This is a genomic window from Bacillus sp. SSR7 (assembly GCF_055902415.1).
The window spans coordinates 750,419-769,460 of the sequence record NZ_JBVVXV010000001.1; the positions used below are offsets into that span (position 1 = coordinate 750,419).

15 protein-coding genes, 2 pseudogenes and 1 other annotated feature are annotated in these 19,042 nt (G+C 34.0%); of the genes and pseudogenes, 2 read left to right on the plus strand and 15 right to left on the minus strand.

Annotated elements, in window-relative coordinates:
* Positions 1 to 9: 9 nt before the first annotated feature.
* Both AC0NJG_RS03735 and AC0NJG_RS03740 read right to left on the minus strand, forming a co-directional pair.
* Positions 10 to 1,449 (minus strand): GntP family permease, encoded by a 1,440-nt coding sequence (locus AC0NJG_RS03735; RefSeq protein ID WP_070805909.1) that lies wholly within the window; start codon positions 1,447 to 1,449, stop codon positions 10 to 12.
* A 205-nt stretch (positions 1,450 to 1,654) separates the two neighbouring features.
* Entirely contained in the window at positions 1,655 to 2,320 is a 666-nt protein-coding gene (locus AC0NJG_RS03740) for an HAD family hydrolase (RefSeq protein WP_087952388.1), read from the minus strand.
* 195 nt (positions 2,321 to 2,515) lie between these two features.
* On the opposite strand from AC0NJG_RS03740, the gene AC0NJG_RS03745 reads away from it, so the two are divergent.
* Positions 2,516 to 3,313, plus strand: coding sequence for a lipid II flippase Amj family protein (locus tag AC0NJG_RS03745; protein ID WP_087994850.1), 798 nt, complete (start codon positions 2,516 to 2,518; stop codon positions 3,311 to 3,313).
* Between the two features lie 32 nt (positions 3,314 to 3,345).
* Positions 3,346 to 3,921: a nucleotidyltransferase family protein gene (locus tag AC0NJG_RS03750; RefSeq protein ID WP_308901456.1), complete on the plus strand. Its 576-nt coding sequence runs from the start codon at positions 3,346 to 3,348 to the stop codon at positions 3,919 to 3,921.
* A gap of 36 nt (positions 3,922 to 3,957) precedes the next feature.
* Here the strand turns inward: AC0NJG_RS03750 and AC0NJG_RS03755 are convergent, their stop codons facing one another.
* The 13 genes and pseudogenes from AC0NJG_RS03755 to AC0NJG_RS03815 all read right to left on the minus strand — a co-directional run bounded on the left by AC0NJG_RS03755 (position 3,958) and on the right by AC0NJG_RS03815 (position 18,964).
* The gene (locus AC0NJG_RS03755) at positions 3,958 to 4,863 is read right to left on the minus strand and encodes an alpha/beta fold hydrolase (RefSeq protein ID WP_308901458.1); all 906 of its coding nucleotides are present in this window, start codon (positions 4,861 to 4,863) and stop codon (positions 3,958 to 3,960) included.
* A gap of 45 nt (positions 4,864 to 4,908) precedes the next feature.
* Positions 4,909 to 6,249, minus strand: a complete 1,341-nt coding sequence (locus AC0NJG_RS03760) for a sodium-dependent transporter (RefSeq protein ID WP_087994852.1) — start codon at positions 6,247 to 6,249, stop codon at positions 4,909 to 4,911.
* A gap of 115 nt (positions 6,250 to 6,364) precedes the next feature.
* Positions 6,365 to 6,613 (minus strand) — a binding site (T-box leader).
* A 743-nt stretch (positions 6,614 to 7,356) separates the two neighbouring features.
* On the minus strand, positions 7,357 to 7,842 hold the full coding sequence (locus AC0NJG_RS03765) for an immunity protein YezG family protein (RefSeq protein ID WP_474062858.1): 486 nt from the start codon (positions 7,840 to 7,842) through the stop codon (positions 7,357 to 7,359).
* A complete protein-coding gene (locus tag AC0NJG_RS03770; protein WP_087952382.1) occupies positions 7,843 to 8,286 on the minus strand; it encodes a DNA/RNA non-specific endonuclease in 444 nt (147 codons plus the stop codon).
* A gap of 247 nt (positions 8,287 to 8,533) precedes the next feature.
* Positions 8,534 to 8,833: pseudogene (locus AC0NJG_RS03775) on the minus strand (IS110 family transposase); the annotation flags it as partial.
* Between the two features lie 156 nt (positions 8,834 to 8,989).
* Positions 8,990 to 9,775 (minus strand): recombinase family protein, encoded by a 786-nt coding sequence (locus tag AC0NJG_RS03780; protein ID WP_474062859.1) that lies wholly within the window; start codon positions 9,773 to 9,775, stop codon positions 8,990 to 8,992.
* A gap of 201 nt (positions 9,776 to 9,976) precedes the next feature.
* A pseudogene (locus tag AC0NJG_RS03785) lies at positions 9,977 to 10,184 on the minus strand (hypothetical protein).
* Positions 10,185 to 10,620: 436 nt separating this feature from the next.
* The gene (locus tag AC0NJG_RS03790; RefSeq protein ID WP_474062882.1) at positions 10,621 to 11,163 is read right to left on the minus strand and encodes a T6SS immunity protein Tdi1 domain-containing protein; all 543 of its coding nucleotides are present in this window, start codon (positions 11,161 to 11,163) and stop codon (positions 10,621 to 10,623) included.
* Between the two features lie 31 nt (positions 11,164 to 11,194).
* Positions 11,195 to 12,637 (minus strand): WXG100 family type VII secretion target, encoded by a 1,443-nt coding sequence (locus AC0NJG_RS03795; protein ID WP_474062860.1) that lies wholly within the window; start codon positions 12,635 to 12,637, stop codon positions 11,195 to 11,197.
* A gap of 56 nt (positions 12,638 to 12,693) precedes the next feature.
* Positions 12,694 to 13,131 (minus strand): SseB family protein, encoded by a 438-nt coding sequence (locus tag AC0NJG_RS03800; RefSeq protein ID WP_061402737.1) that lies wholly within the window; start codon positions 13,129 to 13,131, stop codon positions 12,694 to 12,696.
* A 70-nt stretch (positions 13,132 to 13,201) separates the two neighbouring features.
* Positions 13,202 to 15,910, minus strand: a complete 2,709-nt coding sequence (locus AC0NJG_RS03805; RefSeq protein ID WP_474062861.1) for a hypothetical protein — start codon at positions 15,908 to 15,910, stop codon at positions 13,202 to 13,204.
* A gap of 23 nt (positions 15,911 to 15,933) precedes the next feature.
* Positions 15,934 to 18,609, minus strand: coding sequence for a tetratricopeptide repeat protein (locus tag AC0NJG_RS03810; protein ID WP_474062862.1), 2,676 nt, complete (start codon positions 18,607 to 18,609; stop codon positions 15,934 to 15,936).
* An 82-nt stretch (positions 18,610 to 18,691) separates the two neighbouring features.
* Positions 18,692 to 18,964 (minus strand): WXG100 family type VII secretion target, encoded by a 273-nt coding sequence (locus AC0NJG_RS03815; RefSeq protein WP_000807831.1) that lies wholly within the window; start codon positions 18,962 to 18,964, stop codon positions 18,692 to 18,694.
* Positions 18,965 to 19,042: the final 78 nt, after the last annotated feature.

The window sequence follows — 19,042 nt, forward strand, 5'->3', positions numbered from 1 at the left end:
AATATCTATTTAATAAATTCCTGTTAAAGTATAGAACGCGATAACTAAAAATACAGCAAGCGTTTTCAAAACTGTAATAGCAAATATATCTTTATAAGATTGTTTATGTGTTAACCCAGTTACTGTAAGAATAGTAATGATAGCTCCGTTATGTGGTAATGTATCCATTCCTCCTGATGCCATTGATACGATACGATGCATTACTTCTAACGGAATATCGAATTGATTAGCTGCTGCAATAAACTTATCACCCATTGCACTTAAAACGATTCCCATTCCTCCTGATGCAGAACCTGTAATGCCAGCTAAAATATTCGTCGTGACTGCTCCGTTCACTAGCGGATTGGTAAACGTGGCAGAAATGCCATCTCTCATAATCGCAAAACCTGGAAGTGCTGCGATAACACCACCGAATCCAAACTCAGCTCCTGTATTCATCGTCGCAAGTAGCGCTCCACCAATACTTGTATTCAATCCAGCTTGGAATCCTGTTACTACTCGTTTCCAATATAATAATAACGTTGTTACTATACCTATGATAAGTGCTAATTCTACTGACCAGATTCCAACTACTGCACTTAATTCTACTTTTCCAAATGCTTTCATACCAATTGCAGAAAAATCAAAACCATTCGGATACCACTTCGGTATCATAATAGTAAAAACTTTATTCATTACACCTACTAAAATAAGTGGTATAAAAGCAATTACTTGCTGCGCTCTTGTAATTTCAATATTTTTAACCAGCTGCATATCTTTTTGTTCTGCTTGTAAAGAAGCTGCCATTTCCGTATTCCCATCGTTAAAACCAAAATATCCTTCTCCAGCTGCTTTCGCCTTCTTACGTCTACTCTCTAAATATAGTAAACCTAACGTAAGTACAAAAATTGCCCCTACAATACCAAGTATCGGCGCAGCATAAATGTCTGTTTTAAAAAACGTCGTAGGTATTACGTTTTGAATTTGTGGTGATCCAGGTAGCGCATCCATCGTAAACGTGACCGCTCCAAGAACGATTGTTCCAGGAATTAAACGTTTTGGAATATTCGCTTGTCGAAACAACTTAGCTGCGAACGGATATACAGCAAACACTACTACATACACACTAACACCACTATACGTTAAAATAGCACCCATTAATACAATCGCTAATATTGTACGTTTTTCACCGACTAACTCTATAATTGTCTTTGCAATTGAGTCCGCAATCCCTGACATTTCTACTACTTTCCCAAATATTGCCCCGAGTAAAAATACAGGAAAATATAGTTTAATAAAACCTACCATTTTCTCCATAAAAATATTCGAAAAGAAAGGTAATACAAAACTAGGCTCTGTCAAAAATACCGCAAATAATGCAAATATCGGTGCAAATAAAATAACAGAAAATCCTTTATACGCTACAAACATAAGTAAACTAAGTGCTAATAATATAATAACTAGCTCCAATTATACCCCTCCTTTAAACTGAAAATTCAAACTTTTATTGATAAATTTCTATTAATCCTTTGATTCTGACATCACTCCTCTTATTCATACAAATTTTTCATGCTAAAAATGTCTAATTATACATATTCGATTACATATAAAAAATCCCTTTAAACAAAAACGATTTCATCATCATACGTTATAAAGGGATTATTAGTCTCTATATTTACTTCTTTATCAAACTATTTTCTAAACAAAGATGGTGTAGTTTTTTTACATCCTTTGCGATATGAGTCGCACCAACTTCGGTCAATTCTGTTTCACTACCATAGCCATATAAAACGCCGATTGATGCAATTTCATTATGATTCGCACCAATTATATCGTGCTTTCTATCTCCAATCATAACAATTTCTTCTTTATTAAGTTTTTCATTTGTTTGTAAAATATGAGCAATGATTGCTTCTTTTTTTATTCTCGTACCATCTAAATTACTTCCAATGATATCTTCGAAATATCCCGTTAATTGAAAATGATCTAGCACTTGTTTCGCAAATACAGTAGGCTTTGAAGTTGCTATAAATAAACGATTTCCAGTATCTTTTAATTGTTTTAAAAGATTTGGAATACCCTCGTAAACATTATTCTCCAACAATCCACGTTGCTTTAAATATTCTCTGAAATAAAAAACAGCTCGTTCAACTTCTCCTTCATTCATATTATATCTCTCTACAAATGATTGCTGGATGGGTGGACCAATAAATGAATCTAACTCGCTTATATGTAATTCTTCAATGCCGACCTTTTTTAATGCATACAATACTGAATTTACAATCCCTTCTTTCGGATCCGTTAATGTTCCATCTAAATCAAATAAATATGTTGTGTACACGTTTCAATCCCCCACTCGTTTTAATTTATAAGTAACCTATAACAGATCTCCCCTCTTTCCCTTCTATTATAATACTATCATTATCTTTTTTCTGAAAAATTACTTTTCCTATGTCACATACTTTCAGTTACAAAATGTAATAGATATGATAAAGTAAAAAAGTTACAATTATTTTAATAGAAACTGGTGAAACAAATGGCAATTACGTTAATTTTTATAATGGCTTTCACAATTGTAATCCACGCAGTTGAAACAAGCTCTTATAGTATTCGATTAGCAGGCGTTCGTTTAAAGAAGATCGCTGTTGCATTATCTGTCGTAGGAATTGTATTGCTCATTTCAAGAACGTCAAACTTACTACAAGCCTTTTTACTTGGCGGGATTGTCGATGAAGCAAAACTAGATTCTTCTATTGATTTAGAGAATATTATGCGACTCGTTCTATTATCGGCTTCTGTTGGTACGTTGCTTGCGATTATACTATATCCAACTTTGACAAAACTATTTGGATACGTCATTCAAAATTTTGAAACAGATGGTTCATTCATTCGAATGATGAAGACGAATAACATTCAAAAATTAAAGTACACAAAAAAATATGTACGGTTTCCAAAGTTCGAAATGATTCATAGGCTGCGTATCGGCGGTATTCCAAAACGTATTATGCTTATTAACATGTTTTCTACTGCTATTTATACAGCGGGGGTTCTTTCCGCATTATATGCTTCTTATTTAATTCCAGCTTTCGCAACAAAAGCCACTACAGCTTCTGGTCTTATTAATGGTTTTGCTACTATTTTATTAACAGTGCTATTAGATCCACGTATTGCTCTTTTAACAGAGCGCGCTCTTCAATCAGAAGAAGGTGCTGAAGCAATGAGTAAAATGTATGCTTGGCTAATGATTTCTAGACTTTTTGGTACATTACTAGCTCAACTGTTATTCATACCAGGTGCTTACTGGATTAAATGGATTATAAAGCTTATGAATTAATGCACTCTCTAAAAAAGAAGGTGAGATATCAAATGAAAATACAAACAGAGCAAGATATAGTTCGCTTAATAGAAAACGACGAATGGATGATGAATGTATTACAAATAGCAAAATCACTAGAATTACCTGATTGGTGGATTTGTGCCGGATTTATTCGTTCTAAAATTTGGGATACTTTACATAACTATGAAGCTAAAACGACTATGCCTGATGTTGATGTGATTTATTATGATAGTCTACATAAAGATGAGATATACGAACAATCATTAGAAACGAAATTAATGAATATGGATGCTACTATTCCTTGGTCTGTAAAGAATCAAGCTCGTATGCATGTAGTAAATAATATGCCACCGTATTCTTCTTCTGTTGATGCTATTTCTAAATTCCCTGAAACAGCAACGTCTTTAGGAGTTACATTAGACGAAAAAAACAATGTTATATTAACAGCTCCGTGCGGGATAGAAGATGTACTTTCCTTACAAGTGAGACCAACAGCTCATTTTCTTGAATCGAAAGAACGATTACATATGTACAAAAATAGAGTTATGAAAAAGAATTGGCAAAGTAAATGGCCTAACGTCACAATTACATATCCAGAAATTTAGAAAGGATGCTTCTCATTTATAGAAGCACCCTTTTCTTCATTTCAAAAAATGTATGACTGTTTCTGCGAATCTATCTGCTTCCTCATAATGAGGTGAATGACCGCTCTCTTCAAATACAATATACTTGCCGTTTCGAGCATCTTTATTAAATATTTCAATTTGTTTTTCACACGTTACTACATCATGTTTTCCTACAATTAATAACATTGGATTTTGTACATCTTTTATTTTTCGTAATAATGAAGTATGAAATGCTCCTTCTAATTTTAATTTATCAAAATGAATCTTGGAGCGATTTGAAAATTCTTCCCACTCTTCATCACTATATAAACTCTCGTCTGTCACATCTTCCTTATAATTGTAAAGTTCCATTCTTTTTTCTTCTAATTCATCACTTAATCTTATATAAGCTTCTAACAACTCTTCTGAACTCGCATTGCTAGATGAATAAGCAAAAGACTCTTCTGCTCCTTCTTCTTTTCCATACTTTTTTAATAAATACCCTGTCTTTTGCAACAAAGCCCTGCTTGTTAATGCAAAATCAAAAGTTGGCCCTTCAAATATTATTTTCTCAATTGAACTTGGATATATCGACGCATATAGCAATGCTACATATCCACCGAAAGAGTGTCCAATTATAGACCACTTTTCAATTTGTAATGATTTTCTTAATTCCTCACAGTCTTCAATCAAATCATTTAATCCAAAAGCTTCGTCTTCAGTAATTTCTTCTGCGCGACAAACCCCTCTTTGATCTATCATAATTACATATAAAGAATTTTTTAAACGTTCTGCTTGATGAAATGAAAAATCATAACAACTTTCTCCTGGTCCACCATGCAAGTATAGAACTGGTTTATTTTTAGGATTCCCATGCGTTTCAACGTATAGCTTTTTCCCTCTAATATTTATATATTCTCCTGTTTCTATCAAATTCGCCATAAACATCACCACCTTCTTTTTCACTGAATATTATAACATTTATTATTAAATAACCCCTATTACATTTAAAAAGACGATGATGATTGCAAGTGGTGCTACAAATCGAAGTAAAAACGCCCAACAAGTAAATACTTTCTTTCCATAATTACCACCTACAAAAAACTCTGCTTCTAGCACCTTCTTTTCCATTTTAAATGAAACAAAAATACTAATGAATAGTGCACCAAGTGGCATTAATATATTGCTAGATAAAAAGTCTACTGCATCAAAAATATTCTTTCCGAAAATCGTAATATCACTCCATACTCCAAATGATAACGCTGATGGTATACCTACTAAGAAAATGCAGAAACCGATCATCCATGATAACTTTGTTCTTCTTTCTTGTTCGCCATTTGCTACTGCTGAAACAACTGTCTCTAATAGTGAAAATGCCGATGTTAATGTCGCAAATGTAAATAGTGCAAGGAATACTGTTAAGAAAAACCCACCAAATGGAATTTGACTAAATACTGATGGTAATACGATAAATAGTAATCCAGGCCCTTCTGTTGGTTCCATTCCTAATGAAAATACAGCTGGAAAAATAGCAAGACCCGCAAATAATGAAACAAATAAATTCAACCCAACGATTGTTATTGCTGATTTTGGTAAACTTTCTTTTTTATTTAAATAGGAACTATATGTGACCATTATCGAAATCCCGATACTAATCGCAAAGAATGATTGACCCATTGCGAACAAAATACTTTCTGAAGTAATCTTTGAAAAATCTGGTTGTAAGAAAAACTTCACACCTTTCATTGCATTATCAAGTGTTAATGAACGAACAATAAGAGCGACAAATAAAACGAACAACGCTGGCAACATATATTTACTTGCCTTTTCAATTCCATTTTGTACACCTTTTGATACGACCCAAATCGTAATGAACATAAAAGCGAAATGTCCCATAATTGCCCAAGCCGGATTTCCAATTGTTTCAGTAAATAATGCACCGTAATTTTGTCCTGGAGTAATAAGTTGTCCCGTTACTCCTCTGAATAAATAAATGAATACCCATCCACCTACAACACTATAAAACGAAAGTAATATAAAACACGTTCCAACACCAAGGCGTCCAATCCAGTGCCATCCTGTATTTGGTGCAATACTTTTAAATGCGCCAACTGCTTGTTTCTGCGTACTGCGTCCAATCATAAATTCAGCTATTAGTAGTGGTAATCCAATTAATACAGTAAATAATATAAAGATTAAAAAGAATGCTCCTCCCCCGCTCTTCCCGGCGATATAAGGAAACTTCCATATTGCGCCAAGTCCAATTGCCGATCCTGCCGCTGCCATTATAAACCCTAATTTCGAAGTCCATTGCTCCGTTTGTTTCATTTCATTTTCCTCCTAACCAAATCTTTTTATATAAATAAACAAATTTTATAGACCAATTCAAATAAACCCTCCATTTCTATTTCTATAAAATAAAAAATGGCTTAGCGTCTCTATATAAAGAGACGCTAAGCCATTTGCTTAACGCGGTACCACTCTTATTGATTCCATTATGAATCCACCTTAGTAGTAATCGTTTGATTACAAACCTAATATCGAAGGTTAACCGTTAAGATTTACTAAGAATGTGATTCCGTTCCACCTTACTGCTCCTAGGCGAGTTCAGGATGTCATTTGACTATGTCACACCAACCCATAGCTCTCTGTACAAATATACGACCTTACTACTCCTATTCAACACATTTTAATATTTAGAATATATTTTCTTTTGAAATTAATATGAAGTATATCGGTTATATTTGTAACTGTCAAGGGATATATTAAAATTTGTTGAGAAACCTTTTTATGATCCTCCGTCATCATCATCACTATCAGCAGTACCTTCTTCTGGATCATCTTTATCTTGTTGTTACGATGACTCTTTTTGTTGAATAACGTTAGTTACCGCTGTAGTAGGCGACTCCACCTGTTATTGGATGTACTCTTACATCAACCGTTAAATCGTACTTTACGATGACTTCAAAACATAATACAACCCTTAATTTTTACAATAATTTTTTCTCTAGTAATGTCGTACACTGTACAAAGCCACTACAATCTATAAATTTTAACACTTAATACACTTATAAAATTATACGTTTACCAACTTATTTCTACACTAAAATGCAAAAAAGCACTTGTTGCCATAATTGACAATCAAGTGCTTTAAGTTCATATGTTTTTAAGTAGCGGAAATTTATAAGTTTTGTAGTAACAGTATGACACCCTTTACATGTCATGATAACTACTACGTTAAAACTTACGAGTTTGTACGAGTTCGTTAGCTTCATGCTCACTCCATGTGTTTATATTCACCGCCATGTAAAATGTCATTTCGCCTAAGCTCGTACCTCGTTTTCTATTCTATCATTGCACACCGTACTCCATGATGGTACAACCATCATGAAGTATGTATTTTCAAACACCTTATATCTATAACTCTAGTAGAGATCATTTTTGTGTATTAATATATTCTCTAATTAGTTTCACATCACTTTCTCTCTTTGCATCAGGGGAAATTCCTAATTTTTTATACTTCCATATAATTAATCTCTCATAATGATTATAATTATTTTCTTTATCTAATAAAGTATAATCAAATTCAATATCAAACTTACCAGTAGAATATAACTCAAATGTTAAATTAGTCCAAGGTTCCTGCTTATTTCTTTTAAATTCTTCCCATAACTCTCTAAAGAGGCTGTCAAGAAGATTTAATTGACGATTAGTCTCTTCTTCATCAATCCCTTCCATATCTTCAATATCTAAACTGTATATTGGCTCCTGCTTATTTTTTGGATAGTAGAAAAATACCGTCGAATCACTATATTTCTCAACTTCTGAATATACCATTACTTTTTCCCATGGTTCTGGAATAATATTGTTTAACTGTATAGCTACTTTTTGATAAATACTTTCCAAGTTCTCTGTATTCATTTACTTTCCTCCATATACATTTTTCAAACTAGCTTTAAATTTTTCTCCATCAATTCTATATTTTATGTTAAAGCTAACAGGCCTCACAGAATTCCCTTCATATACAGGTCTAATATCAACTATAACTTCCCGCTTATCTCTTAAAGCTTTTGCCCAAGCAGATTCCAATTTTTTATAAGCACTTACATTAACATTCCCATTCATTGCAACTATGTTATCAATTAGCGGAGATCCATTAAATTGCGTACCGATTAAATGTCCACCATAATCGCCTTGAGTACTAGGAGCTTTGACTCGGTCTTCTCCTCCAGCAGCTAGCTGATGCTTACTATTATTACGTTCTCCCATCTCTAACGTTAATTCTCCAGAAGCTCTCTCAATTCTTCCTAGTTCATCTGTTTGATATAGATATCCATTCGTTTCATATTTTACATTAGGTTTCAATTTAAATTAATCTAAAAAGTGACTACCATCTTTAACTACATCATCAACAGCCTTACTAGTATTACCCGTACCCTATGTTGTAATCTTAAACTCTCACAATAAAAAAACAAACCATGTAAAACCTTATTAAACTACTTCTTTTTCCTCTACTACCGGCAACTCATAAACTGTTTTATATTTCATCATGCCATATACAATGTTTACAAGTCTTCTCATAATACATACCAATGCTTGTCCTTTTGTTTTCCTCACTTTTACGTTCTAAAAATGATAAAGCTGGATTTACTTCTTTCACCACTCGTTCATGATCTACTAAATACTTCGCTAACGCTCTTCCATAACCACCAACATCTTCTAAACCAAATACAACTGATAATCCATCACTCACATATGTCTCTACTTCTAATAAAAACTTCGAAAATGCAGATGGTTTATTCTCAAATTGTATTTCTCCTAGTTTCTCTTGCCAACAATTAATAATAACAGCCGTATGCTGCTCCTTATGTAAATCTACTCCTACATACAAATAGTTCTGCCTATTATGCATAACTCATCCCTCTATTCAATGATTTAGTCATATATAAAAATGTCGGCAACCTTAGTTCGAGCATTCATCTTCCGATGCGCATAGGTACGCAAGCCTATCCATTTTTCATCACTCTAGTAGTATGTATAGTAAAATGAGCTAATTTTTTAAGTGAGTTTATAAAATAATTGCTGGATGTTTCCCATTTGCCTGTATTTGACCATATGTGTATATCCCTCGATAAAAACTCTCTCGGTCTAACATGCGTTTCACTTGTACTTTCGTAAATTGTTTTCCTTTCTCCGTACGATAACCCTCTACATTCAGTCGTTCTGCCAATTGAGAGAGTGACCAATGCCTAAAAAAGTATCGTAACTCAAATAGTCTACGCACAACCACCGCTTTCTCCGCATCTACTTTTAATACTTTCTGTCCTTTGTTTGCCCTGTAACCAAACATCACACCGCCACCTGCATATCCACCTTGTTCCGCTTTCTTCTTTCTACCTCGACTTAGCTTTAATGCAATCTCAAGACGTTGATATTGATCTAGTAGTTCTAACATGCCATTTACTAAAAAGTCATTCGGGTCATGTGTGTATATACTGTAATTTGGTTGTTCAATTGCTTTCACATCAACCTCATGTTTCTTTAGTTCTCGTTGTATTAACACTTTTGCCATATCTGAGCGCCATAACCGAGATGTATTTAGTACAATCACGTGGCTCACTTGTTGATACGCCAAATCTGACAATAGCTCTTGCAAGCCTTCACGTTCAATTGTTAATCCATTTTCATCAACAGTTGCGCCACTTAGTCCTCTATCTTCATATACATGAAGCAATTGTAAGTTGTTTTCCATACAGTAACGTTCAATTTCTTCTACTTGATACGCCAAGCTGTACCCTTCACGTACTTGTCCTTCTGTTGAAACTCGTACATAACCAACTACTTTCTCTTCCATATTGAGTCCCTTCCCGTTACAGCAATTACAATCCCTGTAACGTCTACCCGTTTTTTGCGGATAACATGTGCATAACATCCATCCGTTAAAACGTACTTTACGATGACTTCAAAAAATAACACAAGCTTTTATTTTCTCCTCTACTATCGTCATACACTGTTCACAGCCATTACAATCTATAAAAATTAACAATTAATGCACTTATAAAATTATAATGCGCCTACTAATTTCTATCCTTAAACGCAAAAAAGCACTCATTGCCTTTAGTCGACAATCAAGTGCTTTAAGTTCCATCCGTTTTTAAGTAGCATAAATTTATAAGTTTTGTAGTAACAGTATGACACCTTTTATATGTCGTGACAACTACTACGTTAAAACTTACGAGCTTGTACGAGTTCATTACTTTCATGTTCATTCCATGCCTTAATATTCATCATCCAGTAAAATGTCATCTCGCCTAAGCTCGTACTTCGTTTTCTATTCTATCATTGCACATTGTACCCTATGATGGTCCAACCATCATGAAGTACGTACTTTCTAACAGCCTATTCTTTTTCTTTCCACTGCAAATATACTTTATTTTTTACTCATCTACATATATGCTTAACCTCTTAAATTATTTATTATAAACTATTCATCCCACTCCTCATATACAACTGATCCTTTATAAATTAAAATTAAATTTAACTTCATCTATATCTCCATCGTACTCAAAATCATATAATCTAATAAAAGAATCATAGATTCTGCCAATTCTTCTCCATAGTGTTACAATAGGTATTATCTAAAATAAAAGAGACTACCTTTAAGTAATCTCTTGGTCTACAATGATTTATTCTTTCTATTTATTCAATCGGTCCCATAAACTGCGTAATTAAATAAATATGCTCAATCAATTTAACTTTTTGCAGATTCTCTACTTTTTCTGCCCCTCCTAATCCAAGAAGAGGAACGTAACCAAAACACTCATTATAAGTTGGTATTCCGTAATTTTGGATAGCTACTGAATAAGGATTCCATTCCATGTCTTCTTCTAAATATTCTTCTTCCTCAAGAAACCTTAAAAACAGCTCAAATTTAGAAGCAATGACTTTTGATTTCCCTTTACGATAATTTAATTGAATAATATATGATTTATTACCATATTTCTCAAGCAAAAGGATATCCCCCATACTTGTTGTAAATAATGGTATTGTATTTTGGTGTCTAATATATGTTTCTTTGACAATTTCAAAATAATCTTCAGGATTAATTAACCTAAGAAATCCATTCAAGGTCGTTCCAAATCCATACTCTTTCCAAATATCAGTTAATGATTCAGGAAGTGTATTAGAATATTTTTCAATTATACTTTCAGGGACTTTTTGTTCCAGTTTAAATTCCTTCATTATTTTTAATTTATGCAATTTTTTTCCTCCTTTAATGTGTTAACTTGACATTCAAATAAGTATTTTTTAGTTGTTCTGATGTCATGTTTTTTGCTATTTCCTCGATTTGTTTATCAACAATTTTGATTCTAGTCCGCCATTGACTACCTATAGAGAAATTAACCCTCTTATCTCCCATCCCTCCTATTACTTCAGGTCTTCCACCCGCAACCTGATCTGGATTATGAAGTGCTGCTTGAGTTTTCATCCATTCATTCGCTTGCGTCTTTGCTTCTTTAAGTGTTAATCCTTGTTCAAATAACTCATCAATTTTATCTCTTAATGCTCTTTCTCTTGCTGCCTGCTGGTATGCATTTCCTTCTATTGCCCTACCTTTATCAATAAATCGATTTCGATTTTCCCGGTATTCATGTACGGTTAATTCATTCATACCTTTTTCTTGATCCTTTAACTGTCTTGCAAATTCTTCTGAATCGAATTTTGTTTTGTAGTTAAATTTCACTTCAATTTCTTTTATTCTAGGTATATCATTTAAATGCTTACCATTACCCGTACCCTTAACAACCTTACTCGCCATATACTGATAAGCCTCTTTCAGAGAATACTGTCCTCCTCCTGAGACATTTCCTACTCCAGCCATGGCGAAGCCTTTTCCCTCGCCTGGGATCCATTTGTATTCCAGTAATGTTTTTACTGCGTGCTGGATCTTTTCATTCCCCTGCAAGAAGGTTGTTTTTACGGTTGTGGCACCTTTGTTCCATAGACTTCCGATTTTGTCGGCAAATCCTTTTGCTGTGGAAGCTACAAAGTTTACACCCTCTTTTACTTTGTGGCTGGCTGTTTTTATGCCATCGACAGCTGCTTTTCCAGCTTTTCCGGCTACCATTGTTACGCCTTCGCCTAATTTTTTTCCCGCTTTTACAATCGTCTTCCCAAAACTAGAAGCGACATACTTTATTCCTTTTCCAGCAAGACTTGCCACTTTTCCAACAGGAACAAAGTTTAGGAGCGTCCATCCTGCGGCAATGAGTCTTTCTTTTGTTGATAATTCTTTTCCTGTAATAGGGTCTTTACCGGTAACTGCACGAATTGCATCATTTACTCCGATGAATTCAGCTGCTCCTTCTATTCCCTTTTCCCACCATGATTTTTCATTTTTCTTTTCTTTTTTATGGGCTTCTTTCAATTTTTCATTTTGTTTCTTTTGATATTCTTCATCAGCTTGACGAAACTTTTGAGCGATACGCCGTAATTCTTTTTCTGTAACTTGTAAGTTACGTATGTAAGATTCCATGAGTCTCATTGATCTCATATATTCCCCATAAAAATGTTGACTCGTTGCTCCTTGCCATTGCATTTGAATACTAAACATAGATTGATTGAGATTTTGTTGTATGGTCTGGCTGTGTGTTTGCATCTCTGATATGTTTTTGGCAATTTGTTCGAGTTGTTCAGGTTTGACCTTAATTTCCAAACCTTCTCCCACCTTCCTCTATTTTATACCAAAAAGAAATAGAACTGCATCAATTTTTACTTATTCCCTTTAGAAAAAATATCAAAGATACTGTTATCACAAATCGCTTCAATTTCTTCCTTTACAAATAGTTTTTGAAATTTTGTTCCTGGGTTTAATATTACATTTGCCTCTAAATCTATCGTCTTTAATAATTCAACTGCATTCATAGAGACATACGGACATTCTTCTGGAATAACCATTTCTAAATGTTTCAAATCAGAATACAGTGGTAACATTAATCCTTCTTCCATTTCAAAATAATGAATTTGCAATTGTGTATTTTCAGTTGAAATCAAATTTCCTTCTTCATCTACAGTTGTATCGCCCTCTACCGAAGCAACAACGTACAAATTTGATTTCTGTAATATCTCATAAAAACGAACTCTTTTTTCTTCATTCTGTAAAGCCTCCACTAACGCCTCATCTAATGGACAAATTTCTAGTAAACTCATTGAATTTCACTCCTTATGCGAAATAATTTCGCCATCTTACTCAAAATAAGATGGCGAATATTAAATCTAATTATTTTTTAACGTTCATAGATTTAATTGTTTCTACATTCTCTTTTGCTTGTTTCGTTATTTCTCCATTAATAGCATTTGCATATTTATCACGACTTAAAAATTCAAAACATTTATATGCATTATTCATGTCAGTTGCGGACATATATCCTGCACCTTTATTCAACATTTTTAGAGCTACCGTATTCATCCATTCTTTTGCATCTGCTTCTGGATATCCTAATTCCATAGAACGATAAGTTAATTCAATTGCTGAAGCTAAATCTTCAATCGTATCTTTATTACCGCTTACCTTTGCAGCTTCAAATGTACTCAAATACTCAATTGCCGCTTTTACCCCGTCTTTAATTCCTAATTCTTCGATACCTGGTGTTTTATATAAAATTTGATAGTTGTTTAACGCTGATTTATATTGCGTTTTTTCTAACTGTTTTGCTTCTTTAATTACAAGACCAGCAACATTAGAAAATCCTGTTTTGTCAACAACACCGCGTGAAGCTGCTTGACCATAATAATGTAAAGCATTATAAAGGCTCGTTTGTCCTTCTTTATTTGCTTCATCACCTGCTAATTGCACAAGCTGAATTCCCTCCATTTTTTTGGATGCATTATCAATCATATTCATACCACTAATTTGACCAATCGTTTTATCAATATCTTTTAACTGTGCAAGTAATGTGTATGATGGTAATAATGTTTTACCTACTTCACTTTGCCATCCTGTCGTTCCATTTATTTTATTCCATTCATTTTCTGTATCTATCCATAATTTATTCGCATAATTAACCATTTCTTCTCTTGAACGTTCCAATGGGTGCTTTGTACGAATTGCATTTGCAATGTTTAATACCGCTGTATAATATTCTCCATTATTTGCAGCATCGTTTGCTTTTCTTTCAAACATTAGCGGCATTAATAATTTATGAGATTCATCTTGAACAGATTTTTCTACTCTTGCCGTATTTGCTAATAAATTCGCTTTATTTATAGCATCTTCGACTTTAGAATTAGAATCTTTAATTTGTCCACGAAGTCCCTCTACAGCCGCACTAAATTGCTGTTCTAATTTTTCTTTTTGTTCTCCTGTTGCACCGTCAATATACTTATTTGCTAATAGTAAAGCATTTTCATATTGTGGATTCGCTGGATTTAAATAGGTTTCTATTTGCTCGATTTCTTGACTAAATGGTTCAGATTTCACTTGTGCTTTTTGAGTACTTGAATCGATATTACTTGTTTTCTCGTTATTTTTGTCACCTTCAGTCTTTGCATCTTTTTGGTTTTTCTCAATTGCTGTACTTGTTACCTCATTTTCTTCTGTAACTACTTTTTCTTCATTACTACTAGTATTTTCTTTTACCGGTCTTGCATTTTCTTTTGTTTTAGTTGTAGACTGCACTACTGAGGTTTGGATATTAAGTTTCTGTAATTCTTCTTGTAATAGCTTGTTGAAAATCTCTTCTACATCTTGATTCGCTTTTTCTACTAATGCAGGATCTACACTTTCAAATACTGATGTAACTAAATAAAATTTACTTAATGCTTGTTCTAAAGATGCTACATCCCCTGTATTTGACCACTCTCTTTTTTCTTTTGTTGCTGTTTGATAAACTTTTTCTGCTACAGATTTAATATAATCCTTCTTATTTTCACTTAAATATCTTTGTAGCTCTTCTGGAGTGGTAACCGATTCATTCAGTACGTTCATTTGATTACGTAAATAGAATAGCGCTCTCTCATTTGAATATTCACCACTTGTAAGAATTTGTTCTACATTATCTAATGCTAACTTATGTTCTGCTATCGATTTTGATTTTGATGGTGTATTCAATTGGCTAACGAGCGTCCAGTCTTCTTTTTTACTATAGTAGTTCGTTAAATTATTTAATGCATTTTCATCTAGTTCTTTTTGACTCGTATAAAAATCATTAAAGAAAACAGATGAGTAATATTTTCCATTTCCAGCGTACCACTCAACTAAAATGTCACCCGTTTTTGGTGATACTGTAATTGTTGGGTGTGTTGGTTCTGGTGGCTTCGGATCCACTACCGGCGGTTTTGGATCTACCACTGGTGGCTTTGGATCCACCACTGGCGGCTTTGGATCTACTGGCGTATTTGGATCTACTGGTGGCTTTGGATCCACCACTGGCGGCTTTGGATCCACTGGCGTATTTGGATCTACTGGTGGCTTTGGATCTACTGGCGTATTTGGATCTACTGGTGGCTTTGGATCTACTTGTAACTTAGTATCCACTGGTTGATTCGGTTCAGTTGGTGACTTAGGAATATCCGCCACAGGTCCCCCCATATTAGATGGCAAATCTAACTTTTGTGGAGTTGGTGCATCCGATAATTTGATTTGTGGATCTTTCTTTTCCACCGATACTTCATCTGGTTTATACGTTACCGGTGTAATTGGTGATTTATTATTTCCAATTAAGTCCGCTAAATTAATAGTTGGTTTTTCTCCCGGTTTTTCATCTTTTTTTGCAGGATCAGCGACTAAATTTGGGAACATAGACTGTAAATCGCCCCCTGTAATACGATCATCTTTTTTCTCTTCTGTATTACTTGCTAGTTTTACTGGTTCTTTTCCTGCTGTCTTAAAGCCTTTGTCATACACAAGGTATCCTGATGTTCCTAGTAATGCTACCGACATTACTGATATAGCGACTTTTTTCCCTAAGTTATTATTGTTTTCCTCCATGTCCTTTTCCCCTTTTCCTATCTTTATTGAATCCAACCGTTTGTTTTCATTTCTGTTAGTTTTTCTTGCGCAGCTCTTACTTCAGATTCATTTTCATTTGCTTGCACTGTTTTTCTTAAGAAGCGACTTGCTTCCTCATATTTTTTCTGTTTAATTTTAAACATCCCGAATGCAAAATTCACATGCGGATTTTCATCGTTTTGTGCGTATGCTTCTGTGAAAAGCTTCTCTGCTTCATTTCCTTGTCCCACTTTATCGTATAAAATCCCTATATTTACAAGCGTATTTATATCGCGTGTTCCACTGCCGACAACTCTATTGTAAGCTTCTAACGCTTGTTGATATGCAGCGGTACTCTTTGCGCCATCTCGCGTTTCATAAAATTGGCCCGCTTCGTAATACACAATTCCTAGTTGATTTAACAACTCAATATTTTTCATATCTTTTTGAATTGCTACTTGTAAGGTGTGAGATGCTTGTTGATAATTCATTTCTTTCTTCGCACTATCAATTAGGTTTGTTTTATTCCAAAGCACATATAAATTTGAAAGTTCAATTGTATATATGGCATTCTTTGAATCTTGCATAATCGCTTCTTTAAAGAAAGATTCTGCTTTGTCTAACTGTACAGTTGCGGTTGATAGTTGACCTTTTAAATACGAAACAATTGCTTTATCTTCATTTGTTTTCGTACTCATTTTGACAATAACATCTTCTGCCTTTTCAAATTCTTTCATTTTCATATGACTTACAGCTAAATCCCGCATCGCATCTTTTTTGTATGGTTCAATTCCTTTTGCATTATTCGCTAACGCTTGTTCAAAATTTTGCACCGCTTCTTGATATTTTCCAATGCGGAAATTCGCTGAAGCTAATAAATAAGCAGCTTCATTATTTTCTTTATCTATTTCTCTATCTTTTATTAGTTTTGTAATATAATCGATTGCAATTTTATTTTTTCCTTCAGCAACGTAAATCGTTGCTAATTGGAGATAAGCCTCATCCTTACCCTTTACAGCAATTGCCTGTCCAACAGCTTCTTCTGCTTTTGTATATTTTTTATCATCATAAGCTTGTCGTGCTTGTTCCATAAACTTTTGATATTTAGCGTTTGTTGTATAGAAATAAAATAACGTTGAACCACCTATTACAACAACTGCAGTTGAGCCAATAATCAAAATTCGCTTCTTATTCTTTTTCCACCATGTAGAAAAAGCCGATGGTTCACTTTGTTCATGCGCTATTGTAAGTGGTTGATTTGATGCTTTTGCATTTAAAATCTCATCATCTATATCATATTCCACTTGTTTTTTCGTTTGTTTCCGGCTCTGTAGAATACTGTTTGGAACTGTAATTGTAGCTGCCACTTCTTGCTGCGACTGTGTTCCTTGCTCTTCTTCTATCTCTTTAATAATGCTTTCAATTTCCTGTTTTAACGCCTGATCAATGTTTGGAAATTGTACGATTCGTGAATAGACGAAACAAGCAAATGCTGCATTGTTTTCTCGTTCCAATTCAGTAGCTAATTCCAAATAATGTTGTAGGACCATTTTATTATTTATTTCAGGCTCTTGACTCTCCATAGTTTGAATGATATATGCGAGTTCTTTTTGCAGAGCTGTTGATGGATTGAGTGAATTGAAAATTATTTTATATTCAAATAATGCCGCTTGTTTAAATCCTCTCTCTTCTAATAATCTTGCAATTTCCAAACATTTTGATACAAAAAGAGAGTGTTCTTCTGCTGACTGCCTTTCCGCATCAATTTTTATTCTTTCCCTCGCGCTATTAAATACATCGTACCACTGTGCAAAGCTTGGGCATTCTGAGAAAGAATTACTACTCCATGCCTGCTTAAATAATTTTGCAATTTCCCCGTTCCATTGATTATGTAACACTTGCTGAAGTAACGTATATCTTTCACATTCTATCTGCATTTCTTCCGTTTTAAAGTAACTTGCATCCGTCCATTTTTTATTTCGAACTTCTTCACTACACCAACTTAATATTTCTCCTATTAAAATAGCACCTGCAAATCGATCGGCTTCTTTTTGCCATACTCCACTTGTCAAATACTTTGGTGCATAACCCGCTGAACCTGCTGGCAATAATGAAGGTCTTTTCGTTTTTGGGCCATACATTTGCTCAACATCAACAAGTTCGATATTGTGTTGGCCTTCAATTGCATTTTCACTTAAGAAAGGTACAAGTACGTTGCTAGACGATAAATCATTATGAGCAACTTCATTTTCTTCCATCATTTTAAGTGTTGTAAGAAATGCTTCTGCAATAAAGAAACATTGTTCTTTTGATAACATTCGTTGTTCTTGTAAAATATCAGCCCAAGTTGGACCTTCAATCCAAGGCATTACAATACTATTAGCAAGATCTTCTGATTTTTCGATAGCAGATGTATGTTCTTCTTTAGTAACGATATAGCGTGAACATACTTTCAGACCTGCTAAGGAAGAAAGTGGTTTCAGAAATGCTAGTTGATGTTTTTCCTCACGATAGCGTTCCTTAAAAACTTTTAATGCAATTCGTTCTACACCATTTTCCTGTTGTAATTGATAAACGGTTCCTTGCCTTCCCTCTTGGCCATAGGGCATTTCAATACCAATTACAGCTGGGTGTTTCTCAAAACGATAAACATCTTTATTAAGACTAATTTTTTCTCCTACTTCTGGTCGGAATCCCATTTTATCCCCTTACTCTCGTATAACAATTTTTCAAAAAAAGACCAGGAACAATAGCTCCTGGTCTTTTGCAATTGTTCTATTCTTAGTATGCGTTATCTGTGTTACGGAATTTATCAGCGATACGTTTTAAATCTGTTGAAATACCTTCTAAAATTGGAATGTATTGTTGCATTGCTTGTTTAGATTGGATAAATTCTCCACGGAACTTCGCTTGTGTTGCCCCAGCCCATTGTCCTTCTAAACTATTAATATCGCCTTCAAGTCTATTAATTTGACTTTGTGCTTCTCCTGCTGCGTTTTTAAAGTTTCCTGCGATTCTTTCAAGTTCTTCTGGTGTGATTTTAATTTCTGCCATCGTAATAATTTCCCCTTTCAAATCATAAATGATACAACAATTAGATTATAAACTATATTCATACAATTTTTAAAGAGT